Source organism: Alterirhizorhabdus solaris (assembly GCF_007785815.1).
GTDB lineage: Bacteria > Pseudomonadota > Alphaproteobacteria > Sphingomonadales > Sphingomonadaceae > Alterirhizorhabdus > Alterirhizorhabdus solaris.
The window spans coordinates 17,815-33,451 of the sequence record NZ_VNIM01000041.1 but is presented as its reverse complement, the minus strand read 5'-3'; the positions used below and the strand labels follow the sequence as shown (position 1 = coordinate 33,451).

Sequence of the window (15,637 nt, the reverse complement as noted above, 5' to 3'; positions counted from 1 at the left end):
TTTTTTTTTTAACAAGAAGAAGGCCACATGCGTGCGCGGGAGTTTTCTGGGGGCCTGGGATATTTGTAAAAGGGAGGGGGGGGGCCAACCGTCGGGGCGGGCCCGCCCCTCGCGCCCCGCGCCCGCCTCCGGTCAGGCCGCGCCCTTGGCCGGCGTGTTGACGCCCATGCTCTGCAGATAACGCTTCACGTTGCGGGCTGCCTGCCGCAGCCGCTGCTCGTTCTCCACCATGGCGATACGGACGAAACCCTCGCCGTCCTCGCCATAGCCGACCCCCGGCGCCACAGCGACGCCGGCATGGGTGAGCAGCTGCTTGGAGAACTCCAGGCTGCCCAGATGCGCCAGCGCCGGCGGCAGCGGCGCCCAGGCGAACATCGAGGCGCGGGGCGAGGGGATTTCCCACCCGGCGCGGGCGAAGCTTTCCACCATCACGTCGCGACGCCGCTTGTAGAGCTGGCGGTTCTTCTCGACGATATCCTGCGGACCGTTGATCGCCGCCACCGCCGCCGCCTGGATCGGCGTGAAGGCGCCGTAATCCAGATAGCTCTTCACCCGCGTCAGCGCCTCGATCAGCGTGCGGTTGCCCACCGCGAAGCCGATCCGCCAGCCGGCCATGCTGTACGTCTTGGAGATGCTGGTGAACTCCACCGCCACGTCCTTGGCCCCCGGCACCTGCAGGATCGAGGGGGTCGGCTTGTCGTCGTAGTACAGCTCGGAATAAGCGAGATCGGACAGCACCCAGATCTTGTGCTCCTTGGCCCACGCCACGAGCCGCTCGTAGAACGCCAGATCGACCACCTCGGCGGTGGGGTTGGACGGGTAGCCGACCACCAGCACCGAAGGCTTCGGCACGGTGAACTTCATCGCGCGATCGAGCGATTCCCAATAATGCTCGTCCGGCGTCACCGGCACGGAGCGGATCGTGGCCCCCGCAATAATGAAACCGAAGGTGTGGATCGGGTACGACGGGTTGGGCGCCAGCACCACGTCGCCCGGCGCGGTGATCGCCTGCGCCAGATTGGCCAGTCCCTCCTTCGAGCCGAGCGTGACCACGACCTCGTGGTCGGGATCGACATCGACGCCGAAGCGGGTGCCATAGTAATTGGCCTGTGCCCGGCGTAGTCCGGGAATGCCCTTCGACGCGGAATAGCCGTGTGCGCTCGGTTTCTGCGCGACCTCGCAAAGCTTGTCGATGACATGCTGGGGCGGCGGCAGGTCCGGGTTGCCCATGCCGAGGTCGATGATGTCCTCTCCACGCGCTCGCGCCGATGCCCGCAGCGCGTTGACTTCCGCGATGACATAGGGGGGCAGGCGCTTGATGCGGTAGAAATCCTCGGACATGACGTTCCTCAGTCGTTTCACTTGGCGGCGTGGCGAGTATCGCCCATGATCGCGGCCAGCCGCTGCTATAGTCCGGGGCCGGATGATTGTCAGCGGCCAAGCACCGGAGGGGACAGAGGATGACACAGACACCCGGCACGACCGACGGCGCCGGTCAGGCAGCCGCGGGCGGCACGGCGGCGGCACCCTCGCTCGAGGATTTCCAGCACTGGACCGGGATGATCGGCCGCGCGCAGCAATTGATGCTCGAAACGCTGAGCGAGGTGACGATGAAGGCGGAGGCGGGCAGGGCGCCCGGCGCCGACCTGCCCGGTCTGTTCGACGCGACGGGCATGGCGCGGATGCAGGCGAACTTCTGGCAGGATGGCGTCGCCTTGTGGCAACGCTTCGCCAAGCCCGGCGCGCAGGAGCATCCGCTGGTGACGGCGGCCGACAAGGATCGCCGCTTCTCCGCCGCGCAGTGGCGCGACTCGCCGGTGTTCGACATGATCCGGCAAAGCTACCTCCTCGTCTCCGATCACATGCTGGGCAGCGTCGATGTACTCGCGGGGGTGGACGATCGTCAGCGCGAACAGCTTCGCTTCGCCACGCGGGCCTTCACCGAGGCGATGAGCCCGTCGAATTTCTTCGCCACCAACCCTCAGGTGCTCGAAAAGACGATCGAGACGCGCGGCGCCAACCTGCTCAAGGGGCTGGAGCACATGCTTGCCGACCTGAAGAAGGGGCAGCTGACGCAGACCGATTCGAGCGACTTCGAGGTCGGCCGCAACGTGGCCGCCACGCCCGGCAAGGTGATCCACGAAACCGCGCTGTACCAGCTGATCCAGTACACGCCGACCACGGGGAAGGTGCTGGCCACCCCGCTCGTGATCTTCCCGCCGTGGATCAACCGCTTCTACATCCTCGACCTCAACCCGCAGAAGAGCTTCATTCGCTGGGCGGTGGAACAGGGGCTGACGGTGTTCATCGTCTCGTGGAAATCGGCCGATGCGAGCATGATCGAGACGACGATGGAGGACTATGTCCTGCGCGGCCAGCTGGATGCGATCGACACGGTGCGCGACCTGCTGGCCGTCGAATCGGTCCACACGATCGGCTATTGCGTGGCGGGCACCAACCTCGCCGCGTTGCTCGCCTATCTGGCGGCGCGCGGGGAGGCGGACCGGGTGGCCAGCGCCACCTTCTTCACGGCGCAGGTCGATTTCAGCCGCGCCGGTGAACTGTCGGTGTTCATCGACGACGAGCAGATGAAGATGATCGATCACGTCGCCGGCGACAGCGGCTACCTCGACGGCCGCTACATGGCGATGACCTTCAACCTGCTGCGCGGGCGTGACCTGATCTGGAACTACGTCGTCAACAACTATCTGCTCGGGCAGGATTATCCGCCGTTCGACATGCTTCACTGGAACAGTGACACGACGAACCTGCCGCTGAAATGGCACAAGGCGTATCTCAAGGATCTCTACCGCGACAACAAGCTGGTCAAGCCGGGCGCGATCTCGATCAACGGCACGCCGATCGATCTCACCCTGGTCGAGACCCCCTCCTACATCCAGGCCGGCCGCGAGGATCATATCGCGCCTGCGGAAAGCGTGTGGAAGATGACCGAGCATTTCAGGGGCCCGAACCGCTTCGTGCTCGCCGGGTCCGGCCATATCGCCGGGGTGGTGAACCCGCCGTCGAGCAAGAAGTATCAATATTGGCGGAACGACTCGAAGGTGGATTCACTTGAAGAGTTTGTCGCCGGTGCGGTCGAGCACAAGGGAAGCTGGTGGCCGGACTGGATCGAGTGGATCGACGGACTGTCCCCGACGAAGGTCGATGTTGCCGAAGCGCGAATCCCCGGCGGCGGTAATCGTGCGATCATTGAGGATGCGCCCGGCCGTTACGTAAGGTCACGATGAACCGTGCCTTAGGCGGGACATACTGAGCACGGCCCCGATGTTGCGACGCACAACAGACTTGCCACGATCGGTCGGCTCGATTATTGTGCAACGCAACATCGGATGAGGGCTGACATGAACGAGCCGAAAGATGGCAAGGGCGGAAGCAAAACCGCCAAGCCCGCGAACAAGCCGGCGATCGTACCGGCTGCCAAGTCTGTACCCGCGGCGCCGCTGATGAAGATGCGGCCCGCCGCCAAGCCGCCTGAAAAGGCGCGGCCGTTGCCGACGCCACCGTCGGTCACCGCGATCGAGATCAAATCCGCCGACACATCCGTGCCGGTCGAGCCGTCGGCGCTGCCCGCCGTCGAACCCACGCCCGCCCCGGCTCCCGCCGTGGCAGACGTGCCCGTGGTGCCCGAACGGGTTGCCGCGCCACAGCCGGAGCCGGTCGCAGTCGCCTCCGCAAAGTCCGATACCGTTGCTCCGTCAAAACCCGTTCCGGTCGCGGCGCCCGTGCCGACCCCGGCTTTCACAAGAGGAATATTCAACATGGCTACCTCGTTCGACGCCGCCACCAATCCCGCCGCCGCCGCCGAGAAGGTCCAGGCCGCATTCGGTGGCATGAACGATCGTGCGAAGAGCGCGATGGAGAAGGGCGCGAAGTTCAGCGAAGAGATGACCGAGCTGACCAAGGGCAACGTCGAGGCGATCGTCGCGTCGAGCAAGATCGTCGCCAAGGGCGCCGAGAGCCTCGTTCAGGAAGCGACCGAGTTCAGCAAGAAGAACTTCGAGAGCACGACTGCGCTGTTCAAGAGCCTCGCCGGCGTGAAGAGCCCGACCGAGCTGTTCCAGCTTCAGAGCGAGTTCGCCAAGTCCTCGTTCGACGCCGCCGTCGCCGAAGCCTCCAAGCTGAGCGAAGCCTTCGTCAAGCTGGCCGGCGAAGTCGCGCAGCCGCTCTCCAACCGTTATGCGGTTGCCGCCGAGAAGCTCAAGGTTCCCGCGCTCTGATTATCTGACGGGCGCCCCGATGGGTGCCCGTCAAGCCAGACGACCGGCGGCCGCCTCCGAAAGGGGGCGGCCGTTTGCGTCGGACCTTGCCGTTGGCCGCCCGGATGCCATATTCTCCCCGAACCTCCAGGAGACGAGCAGCACGATGGCCGCGGCCTATCCCGAGATTGCGATGGCGGGGCGCAAGGACGCCGACGATGGTCAGAACGGCCTCGGCGTCGCCACCCGCACGCGTACCAAGACCAAGAAGCCGCAGCCCTACAAGGTGCTGATGCTCAATGACGACTACACCCCGATGGAGTTCGTCGTCCTGTGCCTCCAGCGGTTCTTCCGCATGAGCATCGAGGATGCCACGCGGGTGATGCTGCATGTCCACCAGAAAGGCGTCGGCGTGTGCGGCGTGTTCAGCTACGAGGTGGCCGAAACCAAGGTGGGGCAGGTGACCGATTTCGCCCGGCAGAACCAGCATCCGCTGCAATGCACGCTGGAGAAGGCCTGAGGCCGGACCCGGCGTGGGTTGCGCGCTGGCGTGGAGCCGATAGAAGCGGCTGCCAATGGACAAGATCATCATCAGGGGCGGCAAGCGCCTCTCCGGCCGCCTCCCCATCTCCGGCGCGAAGAACGCGGCACTCACGCTGCTGCCCTGCGCCCTGCTCACGGACGGGGCGCTGACGCTCGGCAATCTGCCGCGCCTCGCCGATGTCGACAGCTTCGGCCACCTGCTCAATGAGCTTGGCGTCTCCACGACGGTGAAGCGCGCGCCCGGCGAGGATTTCGCCCGCGAGATGACGCTGGATGCGGAGCGGATCGCCTCCACCGTCGCGCCCTATGATATCGTCCGCAAGATGCGCGCCTCCATCCTCGTCCTCGGCCCGCTCGTGGCGCGGGCCGGTGAGGCGACGGTGTCGCTGCCCGGCGGCTGCGCGATCGGCAATCGCCCGATCGATCTTCACCTGAAGGCACTGGAGGCGCTCGGTGCGCGGATCGAGGTCGCCGCCGGCTATGTCCGCGCGATCGCCCCGGATGGTGGCCTAAAGGGCGGGCGGATCGTTTTTCCGGTGGTTTCCGTCGGCGCGACCGAGAATGCGCTGATGGCGGCGGTGCTGGCCCGGGGCGAGACGATCATCGACAATGCCGCGCGCGAGCCGGAGATCGCCGACCTGGCCCAGTGCCTCGTCGCGATGGGCGCGGCGATCGACGGTATCGGCACGGAGCGGCTCGTCGTGCACGGCCGCGACCGGCTGCACGGCGCCACCTATGCGGTGATGCCCGACCGGATCGAGGCCGGCAGCTATGCCTGCGCCGCCGCGATCACCGGCGGCGAGATCGAACTGGCCGGGGCGCGGGCCGACGACATGACCGCGATCCTCGCCGGTCTGACGGAAGCGGGCGTCTCGGTGACCGTCAGCGAGACCGGCATCCGCATCGCGGCGGACAGGCGGCTGCGCCCGCTCACGCTCGCCACCGCACCGTTCCCGGCCTTTCCCACCGACATGCAGGCACAGTTCATGGCGATGGTCGCGCTGGCGGATGGTGCCAGCGTGTTCACCGAGACGATCTTCGAGAATCGCTACATGCACGTGCCCGAGCTGATCCGCATGGGCGCCGACGTGCAGGTGCGTGGCCGCACGGCTGTGGTGCGCGGCGTCGGTGAGCTCGTCGGCGCCGAAGTGATGGCGACCGATCTGCGCGCCTCGATGAGTCTCGTCCTCGCCGGGCTGGCCGCGCAGGGGGAGACTCAGGTCCACCGCGTCTATCACCTCGATCGCGGCTATGAGCGGCTTGAGGAAAAGCTCTCGGGCGTCGGCGCCGATATCGAGCGCGCGTCGGATTGAAACGCGCCAGGGAAGCGCGTCAGGCCAGCTTCCGCTCGATCGCCGTCCACAGCTTCGCCACCGCCAGCGCCGCCGGGGATCGCGGCGCATAGACGCCAAGGGGGGCGCGGCGTTCGGCCATCTCTTCCACCGCGCTCGCCATCGGGATCGCCGGGCAGCCCGGATCCGCCTCCATCGCCGTGCGATGGGCGGAGCGGCGGCGATCGACGAGGTTGAACACCGGGAAGATCGGCGGTCCGCCCTTGTGATGCCGGTCGAGGTGATCGCGCACCTCGGCATAGGCGCGGCGCGAGAGCAGCGACGGGATCATCGGCAGCAGGATCAGGTCCGCGCCCCGGATCACCTGTTCGCTCGCGGTGCCCAGGCCCGGCGGGCAATCGAGGATCACATGATCGTAATGCCGCGCCAGATCGCCGGCCAGCTTCATCAGCCGCTTCTTGCGGTCGATCCCGTCGAACACGCTGTCCAGCGCCCGCAGCGAGGCATCGGCCGGCAGCACGTCCAGCAACGGGATGGCGCTCGGCACGATCACGTCGGCGGGCGCCACGTCGCGTTCCAGCACGGCGCGCGCCTCGTCCCGCGCGCGTCGGCCATCGGCGAGGATGAAGCTGGAGGCGGCCTGCGCGTCGAGATCCCACAGCAACGTCCGCCGCCTGGAGAGTGCGGCCGAGGCCCAGGCCAGGTTCACCGCCAGCGTGGTTTTCCCCACGCCGCCTTTCATGCTGTAGATCGCGATCACCGCCATGCGGATGCCCTCATCGCCAGAAACGCTTGCCGTCGACGATCGCGTCATAGGCGGCCTCGGCATCGGCGAGCAGCTTCTTCGTTTCCTTGCGCTTGCCCTCGCGCAGCAGCGTCTCGCCATCGGCGATGCCGAGCCGGGCGAGCAGTTCGCGCCCGCTGGCCAGATCGTTCAGTTCGCCCAGCGCCGTCTGCAACTCCTCGATCGCGCCGAGGAAGCCGTCGCGACGCCGCGCGGCCTTCTTGCCGGGGAACAGGCTGGCGAAGAACTCGCCGGCATAACGCAGCTTCTTGCCGGTGATGCGGACGGCGTGACGCTGCTCCTCGGTCTGCTTGCCGAGCTGGCGGCCGCGTCGTTTCAGCCGCCGGCGCAGACCGTCGAGCACATCGTGCGCGTAGATCCGCGCGGGCGTCTCGCGCAGAGCCGCGCGATCCTCGTCGTCGCGCCATTCGCCCACGGTGATCCATTCGAGCAGGTCGAGGATCAGCGTGCGCATCCGGGTGGACTCGAGCGCGTCCCGCACCTCGGCCAGCGCCCGCACGCGCGCCTCGTCGAGCAGCGTCACGGTCGGGGCATGGTCGATCTGCGGGATCAGCACGTCGATGTTGCGCACCTCGCCGAGCAGCGAGGAGATCCAGCGCAGCTCGTCGCGCAGCCGGTCCCGCTCCGGGCCGGCGAGCATGTCGCCGAAGATGGTCAGGGCGGATCGCAGGCGCCGCAGCGCCACCCGCGCCTGATGCAGCGGCTCGGCCCGGCCGGTATCGAGCAGGCGGTCCTCGTTCAGCCGGAAATGGCGCAAGCACGCGCCGGCGATCGCCTCGAACGCGGTGGCGGCGTCCATGTCGTCACCCAGCCGCACCGGCTCCGCCTTGTCCGATTTACCGCGCCGGTCCGCCAGCAGGCCGTAACCGCGTTCGGATTTGCTGCGCACGCCCAGCCGCAGCGGCGCCAGCTTCGCCAGCCGGCGGGCGAGGGCGAACAGCGCGCGGCGATCGCCGTCGAGCAGTTCCAGCTCGATCTCGCTGATCGCCTCCTCGCGCCCGCCCGCCACCACCCGGCCGCTGTCGGCGACCAGCTCGATGCGGCTGCCGTCGGTTGCGTGGACGATCTTGGTGCGCTCGATCTCGGTCGCGAACACCGGCGCGACCGGCATCGGCCAGCGGCCCTCGGCGGGGGCGAGCGGGATCGTGCCGCTGCCCAGTTCCGGTTCGTCGCCGGTCACGTCGCGCTCGGCTTCCTCGCGGGCGAACAGGCTGGCGGCGGTGGCGCTTTCCGCCTTCACGGTCTGCACCCGCCGGTCGCCGATGCGGCGCACCCGCAGCGACAGTCCGGCCTCGTGCAGCGCCAGCGCGTCGGTGTCGAAATAGGTCGAGACCTGCCTCGTCTTCGTCGCGCCGTCGCCGAAGGCGGTCGCGTCCGCCAGCAGCGTCGCGATCGCCTCCGGCGTGGCGGACAGCTTCAGTTCGGTCTCGATTTCGGCGGACATTGTGCGGCTCCCGATCTGTCTCGCCGCATCAACGCCGGTGCCCGGCAGGCGGTCCCGTCAGCCGGGCGACTAGCATGGATCAATAGCGTGGCGGCGCCGGCCTGTCACCGCCGCATGCGCGTCGGGTCAGGCCCCGTCCACCGCCGCCCGGCCGAGCGCGGGGTCGTCGGTGAAGAAACCGTCGAGGCCGGTCGCCAGATAGCGGCGGATCTCGGCGATCGAGCCGGCCGGGTTGCGCGCGTTCTCGCCCGCCCCGTCGTGGAAGTCGGCGGCCAGGAAGCGGTTCTCGGGGCGGAACGTCCACACCCGCACCAGCAGCCCGGCGGCATGGGCGTCGGCGACAAGATGGGTGGGGGCCGCCAGCCGCCCGTCCGGCCCGAGCGGGATCACGCCGCGCGTCGCTGGGGCGACGACATCGGCATAGGTCGCGATCCCGCGCAGCCCGGCAGGCGTGGTCATCGCACCGTAGCTGGCGGCGCCGCCATCCGCCGGGCGCATCGCGGGATCGCCGATCAGTTGCATCAGCCGCACGTTGCCCGGCCGTCCGATCCGGCGGCGCAACGCGCGTAACGGGGCGACCTCGAACGACTGCACCTCCACCGGCGCGCGTCGGGTGTAGTCGTGCGCGGCGAGCATCGCGACGAAACGGTCCTCCAGCGGCAGGCCGATCCCGGCGAAATAGGTCGAGTGCTTCAGTTCCGGCACCAGCCCGATCGTCCGCCCGCGCGCCGCCGCCTCGGCCGCGACGAAGTCGACGATCTCGTCGAAGCTGACGATCTGGAACTGCCCGTCGTAGCGCGCACTCTCCGGCCGTACCGCGCCCAGCCGCTCCACCGCGCGCAGCGTCTTCAGTTCGGCGAGCGTGAAGTCCTCGGTGAACCAGCCGGTCAACGCCTCGCCGTCGATCGTCTTGCGCGTGCGGCGGGCGGCGAAGTCGGGCCTTCGGGCGACATCGGTGGTTCCGGTGATGTCGTTCTCGTGACGGGCGACGAGAACGCCGTCCTTCGTCGCCACCAGATCCGGCTCGATATAGTCGGCGCCGTCGGCGATCGCCTTGGCATAGGCGGCCAGCGTATGTTCCGGACGCAACGCCGATGCGCCGCGATGCGCGAACACAAGCGGCTTCGGCCTCGGCTCCACCCCCGCCGCGCGGACAAGCGCGGGGGCGAGCAAGGCCGCCCCCGCGCCGACGAGCGCCTGCCTGCGCGTCGTCATCAGAACACCAGGCTCACGGTGCCGAACACCTGTCGCGGCGCCAGCGGGAAGGCGTTGAACGTACCCGAGGCGGCGCCGATGCTGAGCGTCGAGGTGCCCTTCTTGTCGGTCAGGTTCGTCACGTTCACGCTTACCGTCGCGTCCTTGACGAAGCCGTTCTCGCCTAGCGGCACCCGCGCCGCCAGCCGCGCCGACACCGTATAATAGCCGCGCACCGACAGATCGTTGGTGAAGGTGGCGAAGCGGCGACCAAGATAGTCGCCGATCAGCTGCGCGTCGAAGATGCCGACGTTGGCGGTCGCCACCGTCTTGTTCAACCACTTGGGCGATCCCGGCACGTTCTTGCCGGCGGTCCGCACGATCGTGACCCCCGAGGTATAGTCGTCGCGGAAGGTGGAATTATTGTACGACAGCGCGTTGTACAGAGAGAAGTGCGGGCCGAACCGCAGCGTGCCGGCGATGTCCACGCCGTCCGTCCGCACGCTGCCCACGTTCTGCAAGATCGCCGCCCCGCTGACGATCGCGTTGATCGCCGGGTTGGGGCTGATGCCCAGCAGGCGGTTGCTGAAATCGACGTGGTAATAGCTCACCTGCCCCTGAAAGCCGGTGATCGGCCCGAACGAGAAGGTCCGGCTGGTCCGCAGGCCCGCTTCGTAGGTCCAGCTCGTCTCCGGCTTCACCTGATCGCGGAACAGCTCGAACGCGGCCTGGCTGCCGAGTGCGAAGGGAGAAAGGCCGGCGGCCGCGCTCGTCTGGAACTGGCGGATGTTCTTCTGCGCGTTGACGAAGATCTGCTCGTCGCCGGTCACGTCCCACAGCGCGCCGATCTGCGGCAGGAAGAAGCGTTTGGTGGTGATCCGCCCTTCCGGCAGCGCGGTCGATCCGGTGAACGATCCGGGGATCGGCTGCACCGGCACGCGCTGCGTCGCGCTCTGGATCGTGGCCTTCACCCCGCCCAGCACGGTGAGCGAGGGCACCACGCGCCAGCTGTCCTGAATGTGCGCCTGATATTCGTTCACCCGCACCTGGCTGCCATATTGGGTGATGAGCGGCTCTGCCTCGTCGCGCGGGCGGGTGTAGGGGCTGGAGGGCGCGTTCACGTCCAGCGCGTACCAGCGGCGGTAGGCGGACGAGCTCTGCCGTTCGTACCAGCCGCCCAGCTCCACCTTGTGATCGCCAAGCTCCACCTGCAGGCGCGAGATCAGCCCGCCGCGATCGATGCGATATTCGGTGGTGCGGGTGGCGAAGCCCGATCCGCCGAACCGCGTCGTCAGCCGGGCGAGGTTGGCCGCGCTGGTGGGCGAGCCGGTGGCGGGGAAGTAGAAGGAGAACAATTGCGGCAGGCCCGCCACGTCGATCGGCCCGGCCACCACGCCCACGCCGTCGTTGTGATGATAATAGGTCTGGTTGCTCCAGCGAACCTTGTCGCTCACGGCCCAGTCGTATTTCGCATAGGCCAGATAGTCGGTCCGCTGCGCATCGCTGTAATAATTGCGATAGTTCGATCCGGCGGCCTTGTAGGCGCCCGATGCCAGATGATCCCGCGCGGCGGCGAAATCGGGATAGAAGAACGGGCGGGTATAGGGCGCCGTCGCGCGGTTCGCCACGGTGATGACGGTGGCGTCCTCGTTCGGCTCGGTCTTGTCCGAATAGGCGCCGTACAGCGTCAGCGTGCCGGTGGCGTCCTCGTGCACGAACTTGGCGTTGGCCTGATAGCCGCCCTGCTTGCCGCGGAAATCCCACGCCCGCGCCTTCTGCCGCACGCCCGACACATAGAGCGAGTTGCCATTGCCGAAGGTGCCGCTGTCGATCCGGCCGAAGGTGCGCAGCGCGTCGTGGCTGCCCACCGTCTGCTGCACGTTCACCCGCATGTCGGCGGTGGGGTCGCTGGAAAAGGTGTCGATCGTGCCGCCGAGATTGCTGGTGGAGGCGGTGCCAAGATCGCCCGCGCCGGAAGCCAGCGTGACCCGGCCGACGTTTTCTGAGATTATCGCCCGCTGCGGCGACAGGCCGTTGTAGTTCCCGTAGGTCTGGTCGCCCAGCGGCACGCCGTCCAGCGTGTAGCCCAGCTGCTGCGCGTTGAAGCCGTGGACGAACAGCGAGATGTTCTGCTCGTTGTTGCCCCACGGATCGGCGGTGAGGAAGGTGACGCCCGGCAGCGTCTGGATCGCCTTGAGCGGGCTGACGCCGGGCAGCACTTTCTGGATGTCCAGCGCCGTCACCTGCGTGACCGAGCGGGTGGTGCGCCCGGTCACCACGATCGTGTCGCTGCCCGCCGCGTCGCCCGTGCCGACATCGGCCGCGGTGTCGATCGCCGGCGCGGTGTCGGCCGCCCGGGCCGGGCCGGTCGCCACGAGCGCGGCCAGCGCGACGCCGGCGAGCAGGAAGGCCGGTCGAGCCGTGGTGAAGATCATGTGTGTGCGCCCCCGTGTCGGCCGGATCGGCCGTTGCGGGTGGCGCTAGACAGGGTGGGAGACGGCCCGGTTACACCACCACGTCACTTTTGTGTCGTGACATTTCCGCCGCGGGGCGGGGTGCGGACAGCCGATCTTCGTGGCCCTAAAGCCTTTCTGCGCCGGCCCTGACGGAAGTGGGAATATCGCGGTTTCCGGGCATTTGCGCACTGCATCAAGATTTCCTCATAGCCGGGGCAAGCTAAACTCTATTGAAACAGTAGAGTTAAGCTGGTCGAACGCCGGCATGACCAGAGCCCGATCCACCCTCCTGTCGCCGCTGCGTTCGCGCTGGCTGTCCCCCGTCCTGTTCCTCCTCGCCTGGGAACTGGCCTCGCGCACCGGCCTGATCCCGGCGCATACGCTGGCGGCGCCCTCCACCGTGCTCGTCACGATGCTGCAGATGATCCGGTCGGGCGAACTGCCGGCCAACCTGCTCGTCTCTTTCTGGCGGGTGGCGCTGGGCCTCGGCATCGGCGTGTCGCTCGGCGTCGTTCTCGGTATCCTCGCCCGGCTGTCGCGCCGCGGCGACGCGCTGATCGATCCGCTGATGCAGATCAAGCGGACCATCCCGGTGGTCGCGCTGGCGCCGCTGTTCATCGTGTGGTTCGGCATCGGCGAGACGCCCAAGGTGGCGCTGATCGCCTTCGCCACGCTGTTCCCGGTCTATCTCAATCTCTACAACGGCATCCGGGGTGTGGATCGACGGCTGGTGGATGCCGCGCGCAGCTTCGGCCTCGACCAGCGCCAGCTGATCGTCCACGTCATCCTCCCCGGTGCGCTGCCCTCGCTGCTGGTGGGGCTGCGCTATGCGCTCACCATCTCGATCGTGATGCTGGTGATCGCCGAGCAGATCAACGCCAGCGCCGGCCTCGGCTTCCTCGTCAACAACGCGCGCGATTTCATGCGGACCGACATCATCGTCGTCTGCCTGATGGTCTACGCGCTGCTCGGCCTCGCCGCCGACACCCTGATCCGCACCGTCGAAGACCGCGCGCTCGCGTGGCGCCCCAAGCTGGTGGAGGCCTGATCCCATGTCCGTCGCTTATTTCCCCGGTATCGCCCAGCCTGCCCCCGTCGTCCGGCTGCGCGGATTCAGCCGTCGCTTCGGCCCCAACCTGATCCTCGACGACCTGGATCTGGATATCGCCGCCGGCGAATTCGTCGCGCTGCTCGGCCATTCGGGCAGCGGCAAGACGACGCTGCTGCGCACGCTGGCCGGGCTGGACCGGGCCGACGGGCAGGCGGTGACGATCCCCAGCGCGCGCGCCGTGGTGTTTCAGGATGCCCGCCTGCTGCCGTGGAAACGGGTGTGGAAGAACGTCGCGCTCGGCCTGCCCGGCCGCACCGCGCGCGCCCGTGCCGAGGCGGCGCTGGCCGAGGTCGGCCTGTCGCACCGGCTCGATGCGTGGCCGCTCACGCTCTCGGGCGGGGAGGCGCAGCGCACCGCGCTGGCCCGCGCGCTGGTGCGCGAGCCGCAGCTGATGTTGCTGGACGAGCCGTTCGCGGCGCTCGACGCGCTCACCCGGCTCAGGATGCACGAACTGGTGCTCAACCTGTGGCGCGCCCATCGCCCGTCGGTGCTGATCGTGACGCACGACGTGGACGAGGCGATCGCGCTGGCCGATCGCGTCGTCGTGCTCGACAAGGGCCGCATCCTGTTCGAGGAGCGGATCGTTGCCGAACGCGGCAGCCGTACCGCCAGCGTGCGCGATCTGCGCCGCCGCCTGCTCGGCGCGCTGGGCGTGGCGACACAGTCGGGCAGCTATGCGGATACCGTCGCCGGCGGCCAGCCGCTGGCGGAGGCGGCGGAATGAACGCGCAGTCCGCCATCCGCCCCGCCGCCGTGGACATCGCCCGCTTCGAGGATTTCGTCGATGCCGTGGGGGGCATCCTCGCCAGCCCGCGTGACGAGGGCGAGATCCTCGAAAGGGCAGGGCACCTGCTCGCCCGCCTCGTGCGCGAGGACGACTGGTTGCCGCCCGCCTATGCCGTACCGGACCCCGACCGCTACCGCCAATATCTGCTGCATCGCGATCCGGCCGGGCGGTTCTCCGTCGTCAGCTTCGTATGGGGGCCTGGGCAATCGACGCCGGTCCACGATCATCGCGTGTGGGGGCTGGTCGGCGTGTTGCGCGGCGCCGAACTGGTCGAGAGTTTCGTACGTGACGAGGAAGGCGCGATCCGCCCGCAGGGGCCGATGCGCGTGCTCGATACCGGCGAGGTGGAGGCCTTCTCCCCCGCGGTCGGCGACATCCACCGCGTCGCCAACGCCTATGATGCGCGGGTTTCGGTCAGCATCCACGTCTATGGCGCGGATATCGGCACGGTGAACCGCGCGACCTACGATCGCAGCGGGCGGGAAAAACCGTTCGTCTCTGGCTATGCCGATCTGCCGGCGCTGATCGCATGAACGTCGGCACGACCACCCCGCAGGCCGTCCGCGCCGCGCTGATCGCGCGGGACGAGATCGCGCTGATCGACGTGCGCGACGAGGCGGCCTTCGCTACCGGCCACCCGCTGTTCGCCAGCCAGCTGCCGCCCGACCGCATCGACATCGAGGCCGCCGCCCGGCTGCCGCGCAAGGATGTGGCCGTCGTGCTGTATGACGACGGCGAGGGGCTGGCCGCCCCCGCCGCCGATCGCTTCCGCGGGCTCGGCTATACGCGCGTCACCCTGCTGGCGGGTGGCCTCGCCGGCTGGCGGGTAGCCGGGTACGAGCTGTTCGAGGACGTGAACAGCTACGCCAAGGCATTCGGCGAACTGGTCGAGCACAACCGCCACACCCCCTCGCTGTCCGCGCCCGAAGTGCAGGCGCTGATCGACGCCAAGGCCGACATCGCCATCCTCGATGCCCGCCGGTTCGACGAGCACGCCACGATGAGCATCCCCGGCGGCATCAGCGTGCCGGGGGCCGAACTGGTACTGCGCGCGCCGGCGATCGCGCCCGATCCGGCGACCACGATCATCGTCAACTGCGCCGGCCGCACCCGCAGCATCATCGGCACGCAGTCGCTCATCAACGCGGGGTTGCCCAACCGGGTGGTGGCGCTGCGCAACGGCACGATCGGGTGGACGCTGGCCGGGCAGACGCTGGCCCACGGCAGCGACCGCCGCTTCCCCGACGTCCCCGGCACCGCCGCCGACGAGGCGTGCGCCCGCGCCCGCGCCGTCGCCTATCGCGCCGGGGTGCGCCACATCGACGCGGCCGAACTGGCGCATCTCGCCGCCGACGAAGCCCGCACGCTCTACCGCTTCGACGTGCGCACGCCCGAGGAATATGCCGCCGGCCACCTCGCCGGCTTCCGGTCTGCGCCGGGCGGGCAACTGGTGCAGGAGGCGGATCACTTCGTCCCGGTGCGCGGCGCGCGGATCGTACTGGCCGATGCCGCCCCCGGCGGGCAGGCCGGCGCGCGCGCGGCGATGACCGCCTCGTGGCTGGCGCAACTGGGGTGGGAGGTGCTCGTCCTCGCCGCCCCCTCCGGCGCGACCGAGACGGGCGATCCCCACGCCGTCCCGCCCCGCTCGCGCGAGGGTCGCTACCGCCGTCCCTATGAGGGCACGGACAATCCCGCCGCCGCCATGCAGGCCTATCTCGACTGGGAATACGGCCTCGTCGCCCAGCTCGAACGCGACGGCACCCACGGCTTCTTCGTCATCTGATCCGC

At 68.5% G+C, this 15,637-nt stretch carries 14 protein-coding genes; 8 read left to right on the top strand and 6 right to left on the bottom strand.

Features of this window, described 5'->3' with window-relative positions; all coding sequences use genetic code 11:
- Positions 1–132: 132 nt before the first annotated feature.
- Entirely contained in the window at positions 133–1,341 is a 1,209-nt protein-coding gene (locus FOY91_RS11345) for an LL-diaminopimelate aminotransferase (protein WP_145151644.1), read from the bottom strand.
- A 218-nt stretch (positions 1,342–1,559) separates the two neighbouring features.
- On the opposite strand from FOY91_RS11345, the gene FOY91_RS11340 reads away from it, so the two are divergent.
- A complete protein-coding gene (locus tag FOY91_RS11340; RefSeq protein ID WP_145151656.1) occupies positions 1,560–3,248 on the top strand; it encodes a PHA/PHB synthase family protein in 1,689 nt (562 codons plus the stop codon).
- An 80-nt stretch (positions 3,249–3,328) separates the two neighbouring features.
- Here FOY91_RS11340 and FOY91_RS22360 read toward each other — a convergent pair whose 3' ends face one another.
- Positions 3,329–3,781 (bottom strand): hypothetical protein, encoded by a 453-nt coding sequence (locus FOY91_RS22360; protein ID WP_238995617.1) that lies wholly within the window; start codon positions 3,779–3,781, stop codon positions 3,329–3,331.
- Here FOY91_RS22360 and FOY91_RS22355 point away from each other — a divergent pair.
- The 3 genes from FOY91_RS22355 to murA all read left to right on the top strand — a co-directional run bounded on the left by FOY91_RS22355 (position 3,780) and on the right by murA (position 6,073).
- Entirely contained in the window at positions 3,780–4,238 is a 459-nt protein-coding gene (locus tag FOY91_RS22355) for a phasin family protein (protein ID WP_238995609.1), read from the top strand. The two genes, FOY91_RS22360 and FOY91_RS22355, sit on opposite strands and share 2 nt — an antisense overlap.
- A gap of 172 nt (positions 4,239–4,410) precedes the next feature.
- Positions 4,411–4,737: an ATP-dependent Clp protease adapter ClpS gene (gene clpS, locus FOY91_RS11330; RefSeq protein ID WP_145151653.1), complete on the top strand. Its 327-nt coding sequence runs from the start codon at positions 4,411–4,413 to the stop codon at positions 4,735–4,737.
- A 55-nt stretch (positions 4,738–4,792) separates the two neighbouring features.
- Positions 4,793–6,073 carry a UDP-N-acetylglucosamine 1-carboxyvinyltransferase gene (gene murA, locus FOY91_RS11325; protein WP_145151639.1) on the top strand — a complete coding sequence of 427 codons (1,281 nt, stop codon included), beginning with the start codon at positions 4,793–4,795 and terminating at the stop codon, positions 6,071–6,073.
- 19 nt (positions 6,074–6,092) lie between these two features.
- Here murA and FOY91_RS11320 read toward each other — a convergent pair whose 3' ends face one another.
- From FOY91_RS11320 to FOY91_RS11305, 4 genes are all read right to left on the bottom strand, one after another.
- Positions 6,093–6,818 carry a ParA family protein gene (locus FOY91_RS11320; protein ID WP_145151637.1) on the bottom strand — a complete coding sequence of 242 codons (726 nt, stop codon included), beginning with the start codon at positions 6,816–6,818 and terminating at the stop codon, positions 6,093–6,095.
- A 10-nt stretch (positions 6,819–6,828) separates the two neighbouring features.
- On the bottom strand, positions 6,829–8,301 hold the full coding sequence (locus tag FOY91_RS11315) for a CYTH and CHAD domain-containing protein (protein WP_145151635.1): 1,473 nt from the start codon (positions 8,299–8,301) through the stop codon (positions 6,829–6,831).
- Between the two features lie 126 nt (positions 8,302–8,427).
- Complete coding sequence (locus FOY91_RS11310; protein WP_145151633.1) at positions 8,428–9,516, bottom strand: glycerophosphodiester phosphodiesterase; 1,089 nt, start codon at positions 9,514–9,516, stop codon at positions 8,428–8,430.
- A complete protein-coding gene (locus tag FOY91_RS11305) occupies positions 9,516–11,930 on the bottom strand; it encodes a TonB-dependent receptor (RefSeq protein WP_145151631.1) in 2,415 nt (804 codons plus the stop codon). The genes FOY91_RS11310 and FOY91_RS11305 overlap by 1 nt, the downstream gene beginning before the upstream one ends.
- A gap of 286 nt (positions 11,931–12,216) precedes the next feature.
- On the opposite strand from FOY91_RS11305, the gene FOY91_RS11300 reads away from it, so the two are divergent.
- The 4 genes from FOY91_RS11300 to FOY91_RS11285 are packed head-to-tail and all read left to right on the top strand — an operon-like array spanning position 12,217 to position 15,632.
- The gene (locus FOY91_RS11300) at positions 12,217–12,999 is read left to right on the top strand and encodes an ABC transporter permease (RefSeq protein ID WP_145151629.1); all 783 of its coding nucleotides are present in this window, start codon (positions 12,217–12,219) and stop codon (positions 12,997–12,999) included.
- A gap of 4 nt (positions 13,000–13,003) precedes the next feature.
- A complete protein-coding gene (locus tag FOY91_RS11295) occupies positions 13,004–13,786 on the top strand; it encodes an ABC transporter ATP-binding protein (protein ID WP_145151627.1) in 783 nt (260 codons plus the stop codon).
- Complete coding sequence (locus FOY91_RS11290; RefSeq protein WP_145151625.1) at positions 13,783–14,382, top strand: cysteine dioxygenase family protein; 600 nt, start codon at positions 13,783–13,785, stop codon at positions 14,380–14,382. Before FOY91_RS11295 ends, FOY91_RS11290 begins: the two co-directional genes overlap by 4 nt.
- Complete coding sequence (locus tag FOY91_RS11285; RefSeq protein ID WP_145151623.1) at positions 14,379–15,632, top strand: rhodanese-like domain-containing protein; 1,254 nt, start codon at positions 14,379–14,381, stop codon at positions 15,630–15,632. Before FOY91_RS11290 ends, FOY91_RS11285 begins: the two co-directional genes overlap by 4 nt.
- Positions 15,633–15,637 lie beyond the last annotated feature (5 nt).